This is a genomic window from Erwinia sorbitola (genome assembly GCF_009738185.1).
Lineage (GTDB): Bacteria > Pseudomonadota > Gammaproteobacteria > Enterobacterales > Enterobacteriaceae > Erwinia > Erwinia sorbitola.
On the sequence record NZ_CP046509.1, the window covers coordinates 4,678,765 to 4,699,895 of the forward strand.

The window sequence follows — 21,131 nt, forward strand, 5'->3', positions numbered from 1 at the left end:
TATTCGCCGTCTGAAATAAGCCATAAACCAGTGGCATAGCTGATTTTGCAGGTTAAACTGGGCATAAACTGACAGATTTCCCCTGTCAGCGGGCGATTATGTTGCGATTAAGGAAGGAAATTCCCTGTGGAATGTTACTTTTCCCTCCGTACGTTTTTTGTTGAAAAATATGTAGAAATTTCAAGGCTAAATCGATTTACTTCTCTCACTAAACAGATTCAGGACGCGTATGTCAAACAGTGCTATGAGCGTGGTAATCCTTGCCGCTGGTAAAGGAACCCGAATGTATTCCGATCTCCCGAAGGTGCTGCATACCCTCGCCGGAAAACCGATGGTGCAACATGTGATTGATGCCGCTAAGGCGCTTAACGCGCAGCGCATTAATCTGGTGTATGGCCACGGAGGCGATCTCCTGAAGAGCACCCTGCGCGATGATTCACTCAACTGGGTGTTGCAGGCGGAACAGCTGGGTACGGGCCATGCGATGCAGCAGGCCTCCCCTCACTTCGCTGATGATGAAGACATTTTGATGCTGTATGGCGATGTGCCGCTAATCTCCGTGGAGACGCTGCGTCAGCTTCAGAGCGCGAAACCGCAGGGTGGTATTGGCCTGCTGACGGTGATTCTGGACAACCCGACCGGATACGGGCGCATTATCCGCGAAGCAGGTCAGGTGGTTGGCATTATTGAACAGAAAGATGCCACTCCGGAACAGCTGCTGATTAACGAGATCAATACCGGTATTTTGCTGGCTAACGGTGCAGACCTGAAGCGCTGGCTGGGCAAGCTGACCAATAACAACGCACAGGGTGAATATTATATTACTGATATTATCGCCCTCGCCCATCAGGAAGGCCGTCAGATCCAGGCGGTGCATCCGGCTAAAACCACCGAAACTGAAGGTGTGAATAATCGTCTGCAACTGGCAACGCTGGAGCGCGTGTACCAGGCTGAACAGGCGGAAAAACTGCTGCTGGCAGGCGTGATGTTGCTCGACCCGGCGCGTTTCGACCTGCGCGGTGAACTGAAGCACGGCCGTGATGTGGTGATTGATACCAACGTCATCATTGAAGGTAAAGTGACGCTGGGTGACAGGGTCAAAATCGGCAGCGGCTGCGTGATTAAAAATAGTGTGATTGCTGATGACAGTGTGATCAGCCCGTACAGCGTTATAGAAGATGCGCAGCTCGACTCTGGCTGTACCGTCGGGCCATTTGCCCGTCTGCGTCCGGGTAGCGAGCTGGCAGAAGGTGCGCATGTAGGTAACTTTGTTGAGATGAAAAAAGCCCGGCTGGGCAAAGGTTCTAAAGCCGGCCATCTGAGCTATCTCGGCGATGCGGAAATCGGTGCTAATGTGAATATTGGCGCTGGCACCATTACCTGTAACTACGACGGCATCAATAAATCGAAAACTATCATTGGTGATGATGTGTTTGTCGGTTCGGATACTCAGCTGATCGCGCCGGTGACGGTGGCCGCAGGAGTGACCATTGCAGCGGGAACCACCATTATGAAAGATGTTCCGGCGGCAGGGCTGGTGTACAACCGTAAAGAACAGCAGCTTAAAGCAAGCTGGCAGCGTCCTGAAAAGAGAAAATAGCCCGATTTTTAGGGGTGAGGCATGCCTCGCCCTGAGTAAAAGCAGTAAATATAAAAATAATCCCCAACTCTACAAGGCTCGGGGAACCGGAATATACCGGAACAATCAGGTCAGAAGACAACGCTGATGCCGCTGAACGGCATCATGTCAGGAAAATTATTATGTGTGGAATTGTTGGTGCTGTAGCGCAGCGTGATATTGCAGAAATCCTGCTTGAAGGGCTGCGTCGTCTGGAATACAGGGGCTATGACTCTGCGGGTCTGGCCGTTGTTGATCATCAGGGAAATGCCACCCGCCTGCGTCGTCTGGGTAAAGTGCAAAATCTGGCAGAAGCCGCAGAAACTACCCCGCTGGTGGGTGGGACGGGTATTGCGCACACGCGCTGGGCTACTCATGGCGAACCATCGGAAGCTAATGCGCATCCGCATATCTCCGAACACATTATTATTGTTCATAACGGCATTATTGAGAACCATGAGCCGCTGCGTGAGCAGCTGATTGCCCGTGGCTATAGCTTTGCCTCTGAAACCGACACCGAAGTGGTGGCGCATCTGGTGCACTGGGAGCAAAAACAGCAGGGCGGTTCGCTGCGTGAAGTTGTACAGCGGGTGATCCCTCAGCTGCGCGGTGCCTACGGCATGGTGATCATGGACAGCCGCGATCCTTCCACCGTTGTTGCCGCTCGTTCCGGCAGCCCGCTGGTGATTGGTCGTGGTGTGGGTGAAAACTTTATTGCTTCCGATCAGCTGGCGCTGCTGCCGGTGACTCGTCGTTTTGTTTACCTTGAAGAGGGCGATATTGCGGAAATCACCCGCCGTGATGTCATCATCTTCGATCGTCAGGGCAATCAGGTGAAACGCGCTGAAATTGAATCTAATGCACAGTACGATGCCGGGGATAAAGGCATCTACCGTCACTATATGCAGAAAGAGATTTACGAGCAGCCGGTGGCGATCAAAAACACCCTGAGTGGTCGTTTCAGTCACGGCGAGGTCGATCTCTCCGAACTGGGGCCTCAGGCTGATACTCTGCTGGCGAAGGTTGAACATATACAGATCGTTGCCTGCGGAACCTCGTATAACTCCGGTATGGTTTCCCGTTACTGGTTTGAGTCGCTGGCTAACGTGCCTTGTGACGTTGAGATCGCCTCTGAGTTCCGCTACCGCAAATCAGCAGTACGTAAAAACAGCCTGCTGATCACCCTTTCACAGTCGGGTGAAACTGCCGATACCCTCGCAGCGCTGCGTCTGTCAAAAGAGCTGGGTTACCTGGGCTCGCTGGCGATCTGCAACGTTGCCGGTTCATCGCTGGTACGTGAGTCTGACCTGGCGCTAATGACCCGGGCCGGAACAGAGATCGGCGTGGCATCTACCAAGGCGTTCACCACCCAGCTGACGGTATTACTGATGCTGGTGGCGAAAATCGGTCGTCTGCAAGGCATTGATCCGCAGGTTGAGCACGATATCGTGCACTCCCTGCAAGCGCTGCCAAGCCGCATTGAACAGATGCTGTCACAGGATGAGCTGATTGCTTCGCTGGCGGAAGATTTCTCTGACAAGCAGCATGCGCTGTTCCTCGGTCGTGGCGATCAGTATCCGATCGCCATGGAAGGGGCGCTGAAGTTGAAAGAGATCTCCTATATTCATGCTGAAGCCTATGCTGCCGGGGAGCTGAAACACGGCCCGTTAGCACTGATTGATGCGGATATGCCGGTGATTGTGGTGGCACCGAATAATGAACTGCTGGAGAAGCTGAAGTCGAATATCGAAGAAGTGCGCGCCCGTGGTGGTCTGCTGTATGTCTTCGCCGATATTGACGCCGGTTTTGCCAACAGCGAAGGAATGCGCATTATTCCATTGCCGCATGTGGAAGAGGTGATTGCACCGATTTTCTACACCGTGCCGCTACAGCTGCTTTCTTACCATGTGGCGCTGATCAAAGGCACCGATGTGGATCAGCCGCGTAACCTGGCGAAATCCGTTACCGTAGAATAAGCTTTCCGTGCGTCGCTGAACCCGGCGCACCGCTCAAGAGTCCGGCATTACTGCATCGGCAGTATGCTGGACTTTTTTTGTCCAAAAACCCGCTATCCCTTACTTTACAATGCAGATTCTTTTGTAATTTTAAGGGAATATAATGAAAAAGATGAAGACGGGATTTTGTCTGATGACGCTCTGTCTCGGCCTGGCATTTGAAGCAGGAGCGGCACCAGCACCAGCACCAGCGAAGACTCACTGCCCGCTACCACTCACAACCTGTCCGCAGCCGCAGGATAAAAATCTGCCAGACGTTAAGGATATGCTGACCTGGACACCCGCGCAGCGCGTGGTTGGCTATCGTAATGACTATCGCTCCTACCCGGGAGATATCTTCCACGCCGGCAAACCTGTGCCACTGCCTTCTGCCCACCGTAATCTCTCTCACGTCTCCTATGAATATAAAGGACACAAATATTCACTGGAAAACTACCTTAAACGTAACAACATCACCGGTATGATGGTGATTAAAGACGGTAAAAAGGTCTGGGATTATTACGGTAAAGGGAATACCAAAACTACCCTGTGGACTTCGCGTTCCGTTGGCAAGTCAGTTGTATCCACTCTGGTTGGTATTGCGCTAAAACAGGGGAAAATAGCCTCGCTGGATGATGAAGCGGGGAAATATAATCCTGCGCTACGTGGAACAGCCTGGGAGCATGTACCGCTGCGCAGTCTGTTGCAGCACACCTCCGGCGTGACATGGAATGAGGATTACACCAATCCCACCTCCGACTTTTCTAAGCTGACCCAGTGTGAAGCTGGCAAAGATACCTATGACTGCGTCAGTAAGCTGATCCTGGATCCCCAGCGGAAAGCCTACGCACAACCGGGCCAGATCTGGTCTTACTCCTCAGGCGGTGCCTGGGTGTTGGGAGACACGCTGGAAAAGGCCACTGGTGAAACTCTGGCGCACTATCTCCAGGAAAATATTTGGAAACCGTATGGCATGGTGAATGATGGTGTATGGCATAGCTACTGGCCGGGGAAACATGATGTTGGTGCCCACGGTTTCAACGCCACGCTGGAAGACTGGGGTAAATTTGGTCTGTTCGTGATGAACAACGGCGTTCTGCCTGACGGCACTAAAGCCCTGCCCGATGGATGGGTAGAAGAGGCCAGCACCTGGAACAAGGCGCAAAACTCAGTCACTACCGCCTATCCTGAAGGTCAGTTTGGCTACCAGTGGTGGAACAAATATGTACCGCTGGATACCAAAGGCGCATCTCCTGTGGAAGGTTTAACCCGTAATAAAGCGCTGTCGGCTGAAGGCATCTACGGCCAGATGATTGCCATCGATCAACCGCAGAAACTGGTTATTGTTCAGTGGGCCACCTGGCCGGTGGCTGAACCTGCGGCAGATGGTCAGTCTCTCGAAGCCTCACTGCTGTTCAATGCGATTGCGAATAAGCTATCACATACAGCTGAATAATCTGTTGGTTGTCCAACGCCTGCTGTGCAGAAAAGCACGGCAGGCATCCGGTATAAAATGCACACGGATCCGATCGCTATGATTGAAAGAACCGTCTGAGTGGGTCTGGGGCAGGGAAGCGCCATGTCACAAAAGTGTCATATTTCGTACATTTTACTGTCACCAAACTGTCCTATTTTGCCTCCAGCAGCAATCAATAATTATATCCTTCTTACTTCAAGCTGCAGGTGCGTTGGCTACATCCGCTCACCCGAACCACTTACAACAGTAAGCTTATCGGGATTCGCTCATTTGCCGCCCTCCTGCAACCCGAATTATTTTGGCTATAGACAAACACGGCAACTGGCCTGACTTTTTAATCCCGTGGAGGGAACATGACACTGATGCACAAAACCCTGGCTCAATTCGTCGCAGTAACCCTTTCTCTGAGCGCCGTCTCTGCTATGGCTGCAACCAACCTGACTGGCGCTGGCGGCACGTTCCCGGCACCTGTCTATAACAAGTGGGCAGCAGAGTACAACACCGCGACGGGCAGCCAGGTTAACTATCAGGGTATCGGTTCATCCGGCGGCGTTAAGCAAATTATTGCTAAAACCGTAGATTTCGGTGCGTCAGATGCACCGATGAAAGACGAAGATTTAGAAAAAAATGGCCTGTTCCAGTTTCCGACAGTTATTGGCGGGGTGGTACTGGCGGTTAATATTCCTGGTATCAAATCTGGACAGCTGACGCTGGATGGCAAAACTGTCGGTGATATCTATCTCGGTACTATCAAAAAGTGGAACGATCCGGCGATCACTAAGCTGAACCCGGGTGTGAAGCTGCCTGATTCCAACATCAACGTGGTTCGCCGCGCTGACGGTTCCGGTACTTCATTCGTCTTCACCAGCTACCTGTCAAAAGTGAACAGCGACTGGAATAGCAAAGTCGGTAAAGGCAGCACCGTCAACTGGCCAACCGGTCTGGGTGGTAAAGGTAATGATGGCGTCGCCGCTTTCGTGCAGCGTCTGCCTGGTTCAATCGGCTATGTTGAGTATGCTTATGCGAAGCAGAACAGTCTGGCATATACCAAGCTGGTGGATGCGGATGGCAAATCAATTGAGCCGGGTGAGAAGAGCTTTAGCGATGCAGCTAAAGGTGCAGACTGGAGCAAGTCATTTGCTCAGGATCTGACCTTCCAAAAAGGTGACAACGCGTGGCCAATCACCTCTACCACCTTTATCCTGGTACACAAAGAGCAGGCAAACGCCGAGAAAGGTGCCGCTGTGCTGAAGTTCTTTGACTGGGCGTATAAAAACGGCAGCAAAACCACCGCAGGCCTGGACTACGCATCACTGCCAGATTCAGTTGTTGAGCAGATCCGTGCCGCCTGGAAAACCAATGTGAAAGACAGCTCAGGTAAAGCGCTGTACTGAGTTTATGCAGCAGGCGTCACGGCTGACGTGGCGTCTGTGCCCCCATGGGTAAGGCAAGCCTTGCCCGATACGTTTCAGACTCGAGAATTCTATGGCTGCAACCAAGCCGGCATTCAAGGCTCCCGGAAAACAGGGTGACATCATCTTCGGCGCACTGGTCAAACTGGCTGCGCTGATTGTGCTGTTGTTGCTCGGCGGCATTATCGTCTCCCTGATTATCTCTTCATGGCCGAGCATCCAGAAGTTTGGCTTCTCATTCTTGTGGAATAAAGAGTGGGATGCGCCCAACGAACAGTTTGGTGCGCTGGTGCCGATTTACGGCACTCTTGTCACCTCTGTTATTGCCCTGCTTATCGCTGTCCCGGTAAGTTTTGGCATCGCCCTGTTCCTGACGGAACTGGCCCCAAACTGGCTGCGCCGTCCTCTGGGTGTGGCCATTGAGCTGTTGGCGGCTATTCCAAGTATTGTCTATGGCATGTGGGGGCTGTTTATCTTCGCTCCGCTGTTTGCCACTTATTTCCAGCAGCCGGTCGGCGATGTGCTGGCTAACGTGCCGATTGTCGGTGCTCTGTTCTCCGGCCCGGCCTTTGGTATCGGGATTCTCGCCGCCGGTATTATCCTCGCGATTATGATTATTCCCTATATCGCGTCCGTGATGCGCGACGTGTTCGAGCAGACGCCGGTAATGATGAAAGAGTCCGCTTATGGCATCGGCTGCACCACGTGGGAAGTAATGTGGCGTGTGGTTCTGCCTTTCACCAAAAATGGGGTGATTGGTGGCGTGATGCTCGGGCTGGGGCGCGCACTGGGTGAAACCATGGCGGTGACCTTTATTATCGGTAATACCTACCAGCTCGACAGCCCTTCACTGTTTATGCCGGGCAACAGCATTACTTCTGCACTGGCGAACGAATTTGCTGAAGCAGAGTCGGGCGTACATACCGCCGCGCTGATGGAGCTGGGCCTGATCCTGTTTGTTATCACCTTTATCGTACTGGCCTGTTCGAAGCTGATGATCCTGCGCCTGGCTAAAAGTGAAGGAGCGCGCTCATGACCACGATGGAATTGCAGACGCGTGATGAGCTGTTAGCTTCACGCCGTAAAATGCAGGCGTGGCGTCGGATGAAAAACCGTATTGCCCTCACCCTGTCGTTGCTGACGATGGCGTTTGGCCTGTTCTGGCTGGTATGGATCCTGTTCTCTACGGTGACTCGCGGTATTGATGGTATGACGCTGTCGCTGTTTACCGAAAATACACCACCGCCGAATACTGCTGGTGGTGGTCTGGCAAACGCCCTGGCGGGCAGCGGCCTGCTGATCTTCTGGTCAACTGCGGTCGGCACGCCGCTGGGGATTATGGCGGGGATTTACCTGGCTGAGTACGGGCGCAAGTCCTGGCTTGCTGAGGTGATTCGGTTTATTAACGACATCCTGCTTTCGGCACCCTCGATCGTAGTGGGGCTCTTCGTTTACACCATTGTGGTGTCGCAGATGAAACACTTCTCCGGCTGGGCCGGAGTGGTTGCGCTGGCACTGTTACAGATTCCGATTGTCATTCGCACCACCGAAAATATGTTGAGACTGGTGCCGGACAGCCTGCGTGAGGCGGCTTACGCGCTGGGTACGCCAAAATGGAAGATGATATCTGCCATTACGCTGAAAGCATCGGTTTCAGGCATCCTGACTGGGGTACTGCTGGCTATCGCCCGCATTGCCGGAGAGACGGCACCGTTACTGTTTACCTCGCTGTCGAACCAGTTCTGGAGCACCGATATGATGCAACCGCTGGCGAACCTGCCGGTGACCATCTTTAAGTTCGCGATGAGCCCATTTGCCGAATGGCAAAGTCTGGCCTGGGCTGGCGTGCTGATCATTACGCTGTGCGTACTGTTACTGAACATCCTGGCACGCGTGATCTTCGCCAAGAGCAAACATTAATTTGAGCAGCGCGGCGGTTGCGGCGCGGACTAAGTGAGATAAAAATGGTTGATAATACTTCCGCTAAGATGATTCAGGTTCGTGATTTGAACTTCTATTACGGAAAATTTCATGCGCTGAAAAACATCAATCTGGATATTGCTAAAAACCAGGTAACGGCGTTTATCGGCCCATCCGGCTGCGGTAAATCCACCCTGCTGCGTACATTTAATAAGATGTTTTCGCTCTACCCCGAGCAGCATGCTGAAGGTGAAATTCTGCTGGATGGTGAAAACATTCTGACGGCCAACCAGGATATTGCCCTGCTGCGCGCCCGAGTTGGCATGGTGTTCCAGAAGCCGACGCCATTCCCGATGTCGATTTATGACAATATCGCCTTCGGTGTACGCCTGTTTGAAAAACTGTCCCGTGCTGATATGGATGAGCGTGTGCAGTGGGCTTTGACCAAAGCCGCACTGTGGACAGAAACCAAAGATAAGCTGCATCAGAGTGGTTACAGTCTTTCCGGCGGGCAGCAGCAGCGCCTGTGCATCGCCCGTGGCATTGCCATTCGTCCGGAAGTGCTGCTGCTTGATGAGCCATGCTCGGCGCTTGATCCGATCTCGACCGGGCGCATTGAAGAGCTGATTACGGAGCTGAAACAGGATTACACCGTGGTGATCGTGACCCATAATATGCAGCAGGCGGCACGCTGCTCCGATCACACGGCATTTATGTATCTTGGCGAACTGATCGAATTTAGCGATACCGATACGCTGTTTACCAAGCCACATCAGAAGCAAACTGAAGATTACATCACCGGCCGCTACGGTTGAAACAGGCTATTAAACTTGCCACTTTGGGCTGGGGATAGTGCACGGAATCCTCACGTACTTGAGTACGCTCCGGTTCCCGTGCGCTGGCCGCGCCTAAACTGTCTGCGTTCATAACGCCTGTTTAAAACAGGTTGGGAGTAAAAATGGATAGCTTAAATCTGAACAAACATATCTCCGGACAGTTTAATGCCGAGCTGGAGCACATTCGTACCCAGGTAATGACCATGGGCGGCATGGTAGAGCAGCAGTTGATGGATGCGATCACCGCAATGCACAACCAGGACGGCGAGCTGGCGAATAAGGTGATTGAAGGTGACCACAAGGTCAATATGATGGAAGTAGCGATCGATGAAGCCTGCGTGCGTATCATCGCTAAACGCCAGCCTACCGCCAGCGATCTGCGCCTGGTGATGGCGATCATCAAAACCATCTCCGAACTGGAACGTATTGGCGATGTGGCCGAGAAGATCAGCCGTACTGCGCTGGAAAAATTCTCCCAGCAGCATCAGCCGCTGCTGGTGAGCCTGGAGTCACTGGGGCATCATACTATTCAGATGCTGCATGATGTGCTGGATGCTTTTGCGCGTATGGATCTTAGCGCCGCTATTGAAATCTATCGTGAAGATAAGAAAGTCGACCAGGAGTATGAGGGCATCGTGCGTCAGCTGATGACCTATATGATGGAAGATCCACGCACTATCCCGAGTGTGCTGACTGCGCTGTTCTGCGCCCGTGCTATTGAGCGCATTGGTGACCGTTGCCAGAATATTTGTGAAATTATCTTTTACTTCGTAAAAGGTCAGGACTTCCGTCATGTTGGCGGCGACCAGCTGGATAAACTGCTGGCCGGTGACGACGCGGGCAGCAGTCCGGCTTAACCTCTTTTCAGGCGTGCCCCCTCACAGGCACGCCGTTATTCCATCCTCATTACTTTTTCGTCTGGATACCACCGGCCGCCATACTTATACTTGCGGCAAAATTCCAATGAAAAGGTCAAAAACCATGTCAATTTCCCCCCCTGACAAGCGCAGCGTGACCCCAGGCAAAGCGATGGTCGCTGCTGTCAGCGGCTATGCAATGGACGGCTTTGATCTGCTGATCCTTGGCTTTATGCTGCCTGCAATCAGCCTGTCGCTGGCATTATCCCCTTCTCAGGCCGGTTCACTGGTCACCTGGACGCTAATTGGCGCGGTGCTGGGTGGTATCATCTTCGGTCATATCAGCGACCGTCTTGGGCGTATTCGCGTACTGACGTTTACTATTCTGATGTTCTCGGTGTTTACCGGACTATGCGCAGTGGCGCAGGGATACTGGGATCTGCTGGCATACCGTACCCTTGCTGGCATGGGGTTGGGCGGTGAATTCGGTATAGGTATGGCGTTAATCGCTGAAGCCTGGCCTGCCAATAAGCGTAACCGCGCTTCCGCCTGGGTAGGCATGGGCTGGCAGCTTGGCGTGCTGCTGGCAGCATTTATCACTCCGGTTCTGCTGGAGGTGATCGGCTGGCGCGGTATGTTCCTTGTTGGCCTGCTGCCCGCGCTGGCTTCTTTTGTCATTCGCCGTGGTATGGGCGAGCCGGAGGCATTTACTCAGCATGTTGATGTGAATCAGGGGCTGTCATTTAGCGCACGTATTAAGCTGCTGTTCGCGGATGCTGCTACAACTAAAGCCAGTATCGGCATCTTTATCCTCTGTTCAGTACAAAATTTTGGCTACTACGGTCTGATGATCTGGATGCCAAGCTATCTCTCCTCGAACTTCGGCTTCTCGCTGACAAAATCCGGGCTGTGGACTGCGGTGACGGTGGTGGGAATGACCTTTGGTATCTGGCTGTTTGGTCTGCTGGCTGACCGCTTCTCTCGCTGGAAAATCTTCCTGGTGTATCAGTTTGGCGCGGTGGTGATGGTGGTGGTCTATGCACAGCTGCGTGATCCTGGCACCATGCTGTTTACCGGCGCGCTGATGGGCATGTTTGTCAACGGTATGATTGGTGGCTACGGTGCGCTGATTTCTGATACCTACCCGGTAAAAGTGCGTGCTACGGCACAGAACGTTCTGTTTAATCTGGGGCGTGGTGTCGGCGGATTCGGGCCACTGGTCATTGGTCTGTTGGTCAGCCAGTGGTCGTTTACGGCAGCTATCACCATGCTGGCGCTGATCTATCTGCTGGATATTGCCGCTACGCTGTTTTTGCTGCCGAAAAAACAGGGCCAGGATGACGTGCTGGGTGCGATTGGTTAACTGATTTTGTCCTGCGCTTAACTGCTGGCGCAGGGCTTTTTATTTTTTACCCCCCTCGCGATTTATCCTCTATTAGTGTGGATTTCTTCATAGTTACAATTAAAAACATCCTAACGAAAGTTAGCCGGTAATTAATATATGCGACTGTTTCTTTCGCGTAAAAATAATAACCCAGCTTGTTTGTGTTATTTTTTATTGGTATTCAGTATTTAACTCTTCAAATTTGTGTTCGTCCGGCTTTTTTAGCTATATTTTGTTGTTTACATGAAGTAAGAACCTGGTTAATCTTATCAAGATAGAGTTGATGGGTTTTTTTCTGCTCCTCTGACAGCCACCGTCAGAACAGGATGCGGTGTTACCTTTTGACTTAATAATTTAAGATTTTTTTCTATTTCAGGTCTATCCATTTTAGTGGAAAGGTTATGGCGGAGCTTGCCTGCTATATAACTTCATTTGTGGTTTTTTTATATTGAGTCTTGTAAAGAATAGTGTTTAAGGATATGCAGTATGACAGCGGATGGTTGGTATTTAATTTGTTGTAAGTATGGAAGAATTAAACAGGCAGAAGCATCATTGAGTAGAATTGGTGTCAAAATATTTTGTCCTGTGATGAAGTGTGAAAAGAATAGAACGGACTCTAAAAATCCGAGATCCAGAATTGTCCCCATGTTCCCACCCTATTTATTTGTTAGTTTTAATCCTGAGTTAATTCCTTTATCTAAAATAAATACTTTGCCAGGAGTTAATTATTTTGTCAGGTTTGGTAGTGAACCGAAGCCGTTACCACAAGCCTTGATTGATGTGTTAATGATGAAGAGTTGCAGGAGTATATTTTCTGATCAGGCTATTGATTATGATGATCGGTTGGCTTGCTTTGAAGAAAAAATTAATAAAATTCAATATGGTAGAGGGCCGGAGTTGCTGGCCTTATTGCAGGATATTATTAGAGAAGAAAGTGAAAATGTATGCTTACCAGAATCGGCGCATCAATTCTCTAATATTTAATAAGTTTCTTAAGCTAAAGTTAATTAAAAAAACATTATTCTTTCTAAAGGTTATCTGGGTGTCTTACTTAATAGTTTAGTTATTATTATTACAATAACCCTTAGTTATATTTCTCCTCGCTCTTCTTTTTTAATCAAAAAAGCGCACTCTCTCTTTGAGTAAAAAGAGGGTGAGTGAGATCTATTTTATAAAAACCAGGAGGATGGGTTAGTGTTTCGATTAACGCTATCCTGTAAATAATGCCATGAGAAGAACAAAGCTTGTTGTTCAGGAAAAAAAGCAAGAGGTTTTAAGAACGTTGAATTTACTTTGTGGAGGTATGAATGAAAGTAGAGAGAAAGGACGAGGTTTTTCAAATCCTGAAACTTGGCCTAAAACCAGAGAGCTGGCAGATAGCTGTGGAGAAACGATTTACATGACACGGAATATCCTTCTTCAGCTTGTTAATGAGGGGAAAGTTATCAAACACTCCTCACCATTATTAAATTCACTACGTTGGTATGCCAATAAAAATGATGGGATTTAGTCTTTTCCCATGCCAGTTTTTTATCGACTTTATTTATTTATTATTAGTGGTGACGGTTTCCCACTTTTTTCCATTAGATGCGAAAACATGTGTTAAAGCAGATTAACCCTGTTAGCGCACTCAGTCGCTGGAGTGAGATGCATGAGTACGGGTAATGTTGTTTGCCCTCGTTGTAATGAAAACAGTAGGATTCGTCGTAACGGGCGTTCTACGTCAGGAATGCAACGCTATCGTTGCCAGCTGTGCCTGAAAACCTTTCAACTTGATTTCTACTACCTGGGTTCCTGTCCGGATGTTCGCCAAACTATCCTTGAGATGACGAAGGGCGGATCAGAGTATAAAGATACCGCCCGAACGCTGGGTATCAGCCTGAAAACGGTGATACGGCAGTTAAAAAATTCCCGCTACAAAGTCAACTAATGTGACTGAAACCACCTTCGGCGTACTGTTAAAGGCCGTTGTTAGATGTACTGGTTATCGCGTTAGCTGCCAGCCTTTTTTCTGCCACAGTGCGGGGAGCTGCGCCATGTCGTTAAACACGGTGACCAGTGGATGGTCGATGGCTGGATTATGTTCATCAGCACAATAATAGAAAACCGGGATCCCGGCAGCGATGCCTGCCTTTGCACCGGCTTCTGAATCATCGATCAAAATACAGCGCTCAATCGGAACATTCATTTGCCGTGCAGCGTGATACATCAGTTCAGGATCGGGCTTCCAGCGCCCAATATCGTAGCCGCTGTACAGATGCTCCCCGAAAAACGACAGCATACCGGTCAGGCCGAGTGAGTGTTGCATTTTGGGTACTGTTCCGTTTGAGACGACGCACGCCGGTACGGTGATCTGCTCCAGCAGCGCCTTTGCGCCAGCGATAGGTTTCAGTTCGAGGTCGAACAGGCGCGCCACTTCCTTACGATAGGCTGGCTCCAGAATTTCCACAGGTATTGAAAGCTGATATTGAGCACTGACATCACTGATGATGTCGTACAGCTTCACGCCTTTATATTTTTCAAACATCTCCTGAAGCGATAACGTGGCGCCAAACTGTGCGAAGGTGTTGACGTAAGCCTGAGTACAGAGCATTTCGCTGTCTACCAGCGTTCCGTCACAATCGAAAAAAATGCATTCCACTGACATCCTGCTTCCTTATGTGCTGATGGGCTGATATTTCATACTAGCCTGAAATGTGGATGAATTTCGATCATTGATAGTACAAAGGCCTGGTGGCTACGCTGTGGCTGTGAGTTTTTCACCACTATAATCCCCCCTCAAGGCAGTATCGCCTCCCTCACCATGAATCATTTATTCCTCTTTAAGGTTAGTCTAATGAATAGCTGATTATCACTAAGGTAAGTTATGTCAATTACTGTTAATGGTTGTGATCAGGCGGTAAAAATAGCGCAATCGGTTGCGAAAAAAACGGTGATTGGCATCCCAAAATATGAATTTTGGGGTAGGATAGCGGCCGACAACTTTTTCTCCGTTCTGGAAACACATAATGACGAAGCACGGTCTTTTACAGCGGATTTTTAAATTAGAGGAACATGGCACCACCGTTCGTACAGAGGTGATTGCCGGTTTCACCACTTTTCTGACGATGGTGTATATCGTTTTTGTTAACCCGCAGATTCTGGGCGAGGCACATATGGATACTCAGGCGGTCTTTGTCACCACCTGTCTGATTGCCGCGTTCGGCAGTATCCTGATGGGACTGGTCGCAAACCTGCCGGTTGCTCTGGCACCAGCAATGGGCCTGAATGCGTTCTTCGCTTTCGTGGTCGTCGGTGCCATGGGCATCTCATGGCAGATCGGGATGGGTGCAATCTTTTGGGGTGCTGTTGGCCTGTTGTTACTGACCATCTTCCGCGTGCGTTACTGGATGATTGCCAATATTCCGCTCAGTCTGCGCGTAGGTATTACCGCCGGTATTGGCCTGTTTATCGCCATGATGGGGCTGAAAAATGCCGGTATCATCGTGGCAAACGAAGCAACGCTGGTTTCGGTAGGGAATCTGACTTCGCACAGCGTACTGCTTGGGGCGCTGGGTTTCTTCATTATCGCTATTCTCGCATCGCGTAATATCCACGCGGCGGTTCTGGTATCGATCGTAGTGACGACGGGCATTGGCCTGGCTATTGGGGATGTGAAATTCACTGGCATCTTCTCGACACCGCCATCGGTGGCCCCGGTACTGGGCCAGGTAAACCTGAAGGACTCCCTGAATATCGGCATGGCCGGTATCATCTTCTCATTTATGCTGGTAAACCTGTTTGACTCCTCCGGTACGCTGATTGGGGTAACGGATAAAGCTGGTCTGGCTGATGAGAACGGCAAGTTCCCGCGTATGAAGCAGGCACTCTACGTTGACAGTATCAGCTCGGTTGCCGGTTCATTTATTGGTACCTCATCGGTAACCGCTTATATCGAAAGCTCGTCCGGTGTTTCCGTTGGCGGACGTACTGGTTTAATGGCGGTGGTAACAGGCCTGCTGTTCCTGTTGGTGATGTTCCTGTCGCCGCTGGCGGGTATGGTGCCTGCATATGCGGCTGCCGGTGCGCTGATCTATGTGGGTGTGCTGATGACCTCAAGTCTGGCACGCGTGAAGTGGGACGACCTGACCGAAGCAGTTCCGGCATTTGTCACCGCCGCGATGATGCCATTCAGCTTCTCGATCACCGAAGGTATCGCGCTGGGCTTTATCGCGTATTGTGTGATGAAGCTGGGCACTGGCCGCTGGCGCGAAATCAGCCCATGTGTGGTGGTGGTTGCACTGCTATTTGTGCTGAAAATTGCTTTTGTAGACGGGCACTAATCAGGCTGACGGATGGCGCATATGCGCCATCCTTATTCAGACATGATGGAGCTGCTTTTCGACAGGAAGGCTGGTCAGACGCAATGTGCGCTGCCCCAGATTATGAGCGTAGACATTAAAATCCCCCAACGACTTCCAGTCCGTTCCCCCGATATATTCCCACAGACTTAATTTCTCAGTGCCGGGCGACAGCGCACATGACCACACCAGCAGCGACTCTACGTCACACAGTGCCTGAATCTGAGGACAGGTGGTGGAACGAAGCCGTCCGGAAGCCGGGTGTAAGCGTAGTGAGTCCCTGGCTTCGTGCCCTTCGCCAGTGAGCTTGAGAATACTCTGCCGCAGCGTCCAGAGCTGTGTAGAGGCCTCTATCGCATCGTTCTGGGCATTGATCCACGCCTTTTCTCCCGATGAGAGGCATTCAAAATAGTGTTCTATCGTCTGACGGCTATGGGCGCGAACGATCTCCATATCCAGTCCCGCGCGCCCCCCTTCTTCCGCTAATACCACGCCGACCATATTTCCGGCGTAAGCAAAGTTAAAATCGGGAAGATCGGGGTCAGAAAAACGAGGACGGCCGCTGGCGGAGATAATCATTTCAGGAAGCACAGGGATGCCATATACGCGGCACATCAGCTCTGCAAGCAGGCTGCGGGCTGCCAGAAAGCGCACGCGGCGTTTGTCAGAAAATCCGTAGGCCTGGTCAACTATCTGCTGCGGAAGTCGATGTGTCGGGGTTTTGGTTTGGGCGAGTGCCCAACGTGCAAAATGACTTGCCATCTGTCGCTCCGTGAAAATGGTCGGGTAATCATCATTGTCATTGTAAGAATATTCTTATCAAATTTCACCTGGGATTCCATTCACAGGTGGGTTTTCAGACTATTGTCACTGTTTATCAGGTGATTTCTGGTGCATTAGAGCTATACCCGTCATCCTTCGGGCCGCAGGATCGTTGGCTCTCCTCGCGCACCCCGGTCACTTACTCATGTAAGCTCCCGGGGATTCGCTGCGTGGCCGCCTGCCTGCAACCCGAATTATTTAGGGTATAGATTGCGTCATCCTTCGGGCAGCAGGTTACTGATTTAAGCTCCCGGGGATTTGCTGCGTTAAGACGCCAGTTAAATCGAATTTATTACTTACCAATACAGAAGCTGGAGAAAATACGCCCTAACAGATCATCCGAACTGAACTCTCCGGTGATTTCACTGAGCGCCTGCTGTGCAAGACGCAGCTCCTCGGCTAAAAGCTCACCCGCCCAGGCTCCTAAAAGCTGCTCTTTTCCCTGCTGTAAGTGAGTGGCTGCTAACTCCAGGGCGAGAAGATGACGGCGGCGCGCCAGGAAGCCTCCCTCCATATTGCCTGAAAAGCCCATACTCTGTTTCAGGTGGTCGCGCAGGGCATCAATTCCTTCACCTGTACGGGCCGAAAGACGAATAAGTGAGTGACCATTTACTTCTTCGATACCCAGCTCTTCGCCAGTCATATCGGCTTTATTGCGCACTACAGTAATCGGTAACGTTGCTGGCAGACGTGCGATAAAGTCTGGCCAGATCTCAGCAGGTTCGGTCGCACCGGTGGTGGTACCGTCAACCATAAACAGTACACGATCGGCCTTTTCAATCTCATTCCACGCACGTTCGATGCCAATACGCTCAACTTCGTCGCTGGCATCGCGCAGCCCTGCAGTATCAATGATATGTAACGGCATGCCATCAAGATGAATATGTTCGCGCAGAACATCGCGGGTGGTTCCGGCAATATCGGTCACAATTGCTGCCTCACGCCCGGCCAGCGCATTCAGCAGGCTCGATTTACCAGCATTTGGCCGCCCGGCAATCACCACTTTCATCCCTTCGCGCAGCAGGCTGCCCTGGCGTGCTTCAGCACGTACTTCCTCCAGGTCGCTGATGACCTCATGTAGCTGGGCTTCGATTTTACCGTCAGAGAGGAAGTCGATCTCCTCGTCCGGGAAGTCAATTGCCGCTTCCACATAGATCCGCAGGTGAGTGAGCGCTTCCACAAGATGGTTAACGCGGGCTGAAAATACGCCCTGTAACGAGTTAACTGCGGAACGGGCTGCCTGCTCAGAGCTGGCATCAATCAGGTCGGCGATAGCTTCTGCCTGTGCCAGATCCAGTTTGTCATTGAGGAAGGCTCGCTCGGAGAACTCGCCCGGGTTAGCAATACGCAGCCCGGGCTGTGCCACAATGCGTTTCAGCAGCAGGTCGAGGATAACCGGGCCGCCGTGGCCCTGAAGTTCAAGTACGTCCTCGCCAGTAAATGAGTTGGGACCGGGGAACCACAGCGCGATACCCTGATCGAGGGTGCTACCGTCTGCGTCACGGAACGGCAGGTAATCGGCGTAGCGTGGCTTAGGCACTTTTCCCAGCACTAACTGCGCGACGTCGGCGGCTTTGCTGCCGGAAATACGCAGAATGCCGACGCCGCCGCGGCCCGGCGCGGTCGCCTGCGCGACGATAGTATCGCTATGGCTCATGTTGAATTCTCTTTTTAAGGCAAAAAAATAAGGCGGTCATGATGACCGCCTTACTATTTTAGCAAGGGTCAGGAATGCCTGACCCTGCGGGTGCGGCGATTCGTTACCGAATTACGCTTTTTTCTTGTCGCGACTGTGCAGACCACGTTTTTCCAGGCCGCGATAAATCAGCTGCTGCTGGATAATGGTCACCAGGTTACTGACGATGTAGTACAGCACCAGACCTGACGGGAACCACAAGAAGAACACGGTGAAGATGACCGGCATAAAGGTCATGATCTTCTGCTGCATCGGGTCGGTCACGGTGGTTGGCGACATCTTCTGAATGAAGAACATCGTCACGCCCATCAGGATCGGCAGGATGTAGTACGGGTCTTGTGCCGCAAGGTCATGGATCCACAGTGCGAATGGCGCATGGCGCAGCTCTACTGAGCCCATCAGCATGTAGTACAGGGCCAGGAAGATTGGCATCTGGATAACCAGAGGCAGACAGCCGCCCAGCGGGTTAACCTTCTCAGCTTTGTACAGCGCCATCATCTCCTGGCTCATACGCTGCTTGTCATCACCTAAACGCTCACGCATTGCCTGAATCTTCGGCTGCAACATGCGCATTTTGGCCATCGAGGTGTACTGCGCTTTAGTCAGCGGGTACATGATGCCACGTACGATGAAGGTGATAACGATAATGGAGAAGCCCCAGTTACCGATAAAGGAGTGCAGGAATTTCAGCAATTTAAACAGCGGCTGAGAGATAAACCACAGCCAGCCGTAATCTACCGTCAGGTCAAGGTGCGGAGCAACTGCTGCCATCTTGTCCTGAATTTCCGGGCCAACCCACAGAGTGGCTGCCAGCTGCTGCTGAGAACCTGGTGCGATGGTCACAGGTGCAGATTTGTAGCCAATCGCGGCAATCCCGTTACCCAGGTTGCTGGTGTACAGCGTGTTGTTGCCTGCGGTCTGCGGAACCCATGCGGTAGCGAAATACTGCTGCAACATTGCCACCCAACCGTTGGTGGTGGTAGTGCTCAGGTTTTCGTTGTCGCTGATCTTATCGAATTTGTACTTCTCGTAGTTGGTCTCACTGCTCGAGTAAGCCGCGCCACGGAAAGTGTGCAGAGCAAAGTTGCTGCTGCCAGTATCACGATGCTTTGGCAGATCGATAGACTGCTTCAGCTGACCAAACATCGACACTTCCAGCGGCTGCTGTGAGGCGTTGTTGATCTGATAATCGACATTAATCGCATATTCACCGCGCTTCAGCACGAAGGTCTTGGTGAAGGTTGCGCCATTTTCTGCGGTATAGGTCAGCGGGATACGCAGTTCGCTCTGGCCATCAGCCAGCTCGAAGTGATCCTGACCTGCGGTATACAGAGGACGCGCGCCGTTTGCCGGGTTGTCCGGGCCGTTACGACCAGTCAGACCGCTTTGTGCCTGATACAGGAATCCTGGTGTGGTTTCCAGCAGCAGGAATGGCTTGTCTGAACCCAGTGAGTCCGGGTAAGTCAACAACTGCGCCTGGTCAATATCGCCACCGCGAGTATTGATGTTCAAAGACAGGACATCAGTCTTAACGGTGATCGTTTTGCCCTGGCCACTGGCAGGTACGCCCTGATTGGCGGCATCACCGGCTGCGCTGGTCGTGTTCTGCGTGGTCTGGGTTTGCAATGGCTGCGGAGCGTGGTCCGTCTGCCAGGCTTGCCAGATCATAAAAGACACGAACAGAAAAGCGATGAGAAAAAGATTGCGTTGCGAATCCATCGTTAATGTTCTCTGTTATCGTCGGTTTTTGGCGGCACCGGATCGTCGCCACCCGGGTTCAAGGGGTGGCATTTTAATATGCGTTTCATCGTCAACCAACTACCTTTTATCACCCCAAACCTGCGTAATGCCTCAATACCGTATTGAGAACAGGTGGGCTGGAAACGGCAGTGCGGCCCTAACAGCGGACTGATGACGCGTTGGTAGACGCGTATCAGCGCAATTAAGAGCCGCGAGCCAGGCGACAATGACGACGCCATAGTTTCTCCAACGCTTCCGTCAGTGCCTGATTATCCAGATCGGCAACACCCTTTTTCGCAACAATCACAAAATCCATCGCAGGTAATTCATGCTGACGCAGACGAAAGCTTTCGCGGGTCAATCGCTTGATCCGGTTGCGTTCATGCGCACGTTTGACATGTTTTTTAGCGACTGTGAGACCGATGCGGGGATGCCCCAGCGTGTTCAGGCGGCCGAGTATAGTGATTTGCGGCGTGCCAGCCCGTTGTGGCTGCTGGAAGACGAAAGTGAAATGAGTGGGAGTTAACAAACGTAACTCCCTGGGAAATGCGAGCTTAACCACTCAGCGGTTAGCTTTTATTACTTAGAAACGGTCAGACGAGAACGGCCTTTAGCACGACGACGTGCCAGAACCTGACGACCATTTTTATTTGCCATACGAGCACGGAAACCGTGTGAACGGTTACGCTTCAGTACGGACGGTTGAAAAGTGCGTTTCATGGCGATTTCTACCTAAACTTGAAAAATTTCACTTGGTGACGCGTTATCTGGCCCGAAAAAACGACCGACGCCTCAGTGTGTCTTTAATAAAGAGGCGGGATTGTAATAATTGTACAGTCCAGAGTCAATTTACTTCGCGTGAAAAGCGCATCCTGATTGCCCGTAGTGACCGAAAAAGCAGCCAAAACGGCCATGGCGCACACGCCGGGGCAAGAATTATACGGCGTCCAGTGAAAAGCGCAAGGATCGCGCAGGATCTTCTGGCGATCCTGTTACATGGCGTTTGCGGCAATAACGTGACGGCACCATTAAATT

At 51.4% G+C, this 21,131-nt stretch carries 21 protein-coding genes; 14 read left to right on the forward strand and 7 right to left on the reverse strand.

Annotated features, from left to right (window positions below; translation table 11 throughout):
* The first annotated feature begins 229 nt into the window (after positions 1 to 229).
* The 12 genes from glmU (at position 230) to GN242_RS21305 (ending at position 13,428) form a co-directional block, all read left to right on the forward strand.
* Positions 230 to 1,600, forward strand: a complete 1,371-nt coding sequence (gene glmU / locus GN242_RS21250) for a bifunctional UDP-N-acetylglucosamine diphosphorylase/glucosamine-1-phosphate N-acetyltransferase GlmU (RefSeq protein WP_156288161.1) — start codon at positions 230 to 232, stop codon at positions 1,598 to 1,600.
* A gap of 161 nt (positions 1,601 to 1,761) precedes the next feature.
* Positions 1,762 to 3,594: a glutamine--fructose-6-phosphate transaminase (isomerizing) gene (glmS, locus tag GN242_RS21255; protein WP_154753241.1), complete on the forward strand. Its 1,833-nt coding sequence runs from the start codon at positions 1,762 to 1,764 to the stop codon at positions 3,592 to 3,594.
* Between the two features lie 142 nt (positions 3,595 to 3,736).
* The gene (locus tag GN242_RS21260; RefSeq protein ID WP_156288162.1) at positions 3,737 to 5,068 is read left to right on the forward strand and encodes a serine hydrolase domain-containing protein; all 1,332 of its coding nucleotides are present in this window, start codon (positions 3,737 to 3,739) and stop codon (positions 5,066 to 5,068) included.
* 374 nt (positions 5,069 to 5,442) lie between these two features.
* The gene (gene pstS, locus GN242_RS21265; RefSeq protein WP_154753243.1) at positions 5,443 to 6,483 is read left to right on the forward strand and encodes a phosphate ABC transporter substrate-binding protein PstS; all 1,041 of its coding nucleotides are present in this window, start codon (positions 5,443 to 5,445) and stop codon (positions 6,481 to 6,483) included.
* A gap of 91 nt (positions 6,484 to 6,574) precedes the next feature.
* Positions 6,575 to 7,537: a phosphate ABC transporter permease PstC gene (pstC, locus tag GN242_RS21270; protein WP_154753244.1), complete on the forward strand. Its 963-nt coding sequence runs from the start codon at positions 6,575 to 6,577 to the stop codon at positions 7,535 to 7,537.
* Entirely contained in the window at positions 7,534 to 8,421 is an 888-nt protein-coding gene (pstA, locus tag GN242_RS21275) for a phosphate ABC transporter permease PstA (protein ID WP_154753245.1), read from the forward strand. Before pstC ends, pstA begins: the two co-directional genes overlap by 4 nt.
* Positions 8,422 to 8,465: 44 nt before the next feature.
* Positions 8,466 to 9,236 carry a phosphate ABC transporter ATP-binding protein PstB gene (gene pstB / locus GN242_RS21280; protein ID WP_154753246.1) on the forward strand — a complete coding sequence of 257 codons (771 nt, stop codon included), beginning with the start codon at positions 8,466 to 8,468 and terminating at the stop codon, positions 9,234 to 9,236.
* Positions 9,237 to 9,379: 143 nt separating this feature from the next.
* On the forward strand, positions 9,380 to 10,114 hold the full coding sequence (gene phoU / locus GN242_RS21285) for a phosphate signaling complex protein PhoU (RefSeq protein ID WP_154753247.1): 735 nt from the start codon (positions 9,380 to 9,382) through the stop codon (positions 10,112 to 10,114).
* Between the two features lie 124 nt (positions 10,115 to 10,238).
* Positions 10,239 to 11,477, forward strand: a complete 1,239-nt coding sequence (locus GN242_RS21290; protein WP_154753248.1) for an MFS transporter — start codon at positions 10,239 to 10,241, stop codon at positions 11,475 to 11,477.
* Between the two features lie 507 nt (positions 11,478 to 11,984).
* A complete protein-coding gene (locus GN242_RS21295) occupies positions 11,985 to 12,482 on the forward strand; it encodes a transcription termination/antitermination NusG family protein (protein WP_154753249.1) in 498 nt (165 codons plus the stop codon).
* A gap of 244 nt (positions 12,483 to 12,726) precedes the next feature.
* Positions 12,727 to 13,008, forward strand: a complete 282-nt coding sequence (locus GN242_RS21300) for a FaeA/PapI family transcriptional regulator (protein WP_156288163.1) — start codon at positions 12,727 to 12,729, stop codon at positions 13,006 to 13,008.
* 141 nt (positions 13,009 to 13,149) lie between these two features.
* Positions 13,150 to 13,428: an IS1-like element transposase gene (locus GN242_RS21305; protein ID WP_154753482.1), complete on the forward strand. Its 279-nt coding sequence runs from the start codon at positions 13,150 to 13,152 to the stop codon at positions 13,426 to 13,428.
* A gap of 54 nt (positions 13,429 to 13,482) precedes the next feature.
* Here the strand turns inward: GN242_RS21305 and yieH are convergent, their stop codons facing one another.
* The gene (gene yieH, locus GN242_RS21310; protein WP_154753251.1) at positions 13,483 to 14,145 is read right to left on the reverse strand and encodes a 6-phosphogluconate phosphatase; all 663 of its coding nucleotides are present in this window, start codon (positions 14,143 to 14,145) and stop codon (positions 13,483 to 13,485) included.
* A gap of 219 nt (positions 14,146 to 14,364) precedes the next feature.
* Here yieH and GN242_RS21315 point away from each other — a divergent pair, with 219 nt between their 5' ends.
* Together GN242_RS21315 and GN242_RS21320 are read left to right on the forward strand one after the other, a co-directional pair.
* Positions 14,365 to 14,541 (forward strand): hypothetical protein, encoded by a 177-nt coding sequence (locus GN242_RS21315; protein ID WP_154753252.1) that lies wholly within the window; start codon positions 14,365 to 14,367, stop codon positions 14,539 to 14,541.
* On the forward strand, positions 14,507 to 15,820 hold the full coding sequence (locus GN242_RS21320) for an NCS2 family permease (protein WP_154753253.1): 1,314 nt from the start codon (positions 14,507 to 14,509) through the stop codon (positions 15,818 to 15,820). The genes GN242_RS21315 and GN242_RS21320 overlap by 35 nt, the downstream gene beginning before the upstream one ends.
* A 36-nt stretch (positions 15,821 to 15,856) precedes the next feature.
* On the opposite strand, the gene GN242_RS21325 is transcribed toward GN242_RS21320, so the two are convergent.
* From GN242_RS21325 to rpmH, 6 genes are all read right to left on the reverse strand, one after another.
* A complete protein-coding gene (locus GN242_RS21325; protein WP_154753254.1) occupies positions 15,857 to 16,600 on the reverse strand; it encodes a 4'-phosphopantetheinyl transferase family protein in 744 nt (247 codons plus the stop codon).
* Positions 16,601 to 16,952: 352 nt separating this feature from the next.
* Positions 16,953 to 18,317, reverse strand: coding sequence for a tRNA uridine-5-carboxymethylaminomethyl(34) synthesis GTPase MnmE (gene mnmE / locus GN242_RS21330; RefSeq protein ID WP_154753255.1), 1,365 nt, complete (start codon positions 18,315 to 18,317; stop codon positions 16,953 to 16,955).
* A gap of 111 nt (positions 18,318 to 18,428) precedes the next feature.
* On the reverse strand, positions 18,429 to 20,075 hold the full coding sequence (gene yidC / locus GN242_RS21335) for a membrane protein insertase YidC (RefSeq protein WP_154753256.1): 1,647 nt from the start codon (positions 20,073 to 20,075) through the stop codon (positions 18,429 to 18,431).
* A gap of 2 nt (positions 20,076 to 20,077) precedes the next feature.
* Positions 20,078 to 20,335: a membrane protein insertion efficiency factor YidD gene (gene yidD / locus GN242_RS21340; protein ID WP_154753257.1), complete on the reverse strand. Its 258-nt coding sequence runs from the start codon at positions 20,333 to 20,335 to the stop codon at positions 20,078 to 20,080.
* The gene (gene rnpA, locus GN242_RS21345; protein ID WP_048917912.1) at positions 20,299 to 20,658 is read right to left on the reverse strand and encodes a ribonuclease P protein component; all 360 of its coding nucleotides are present in this window, start codon (positions 20,656 to 20,658) and stop codon (positions 20,299 to 20,301) included. The genes yidD and rnpA overlap by 37 nt, the downstream gene beginning before the upstream one ends.
* A gap of 17 nt (positions 20,659 to 20,675) precedes the next feature.
* Positions 20,676 to 20,816, reverse strand: a complete 141-nt coding sequence (gene rpmH / locus GN242_RS21350; protein WP_003023858.1) for a 50S ribosomal protein L34 — start codon at positions 20,814 to 20,816, stop codon at positions 20,676 to 20,678.
* Positions 20,817 to 21,131 lie beyond the last annotated feature (315 nt).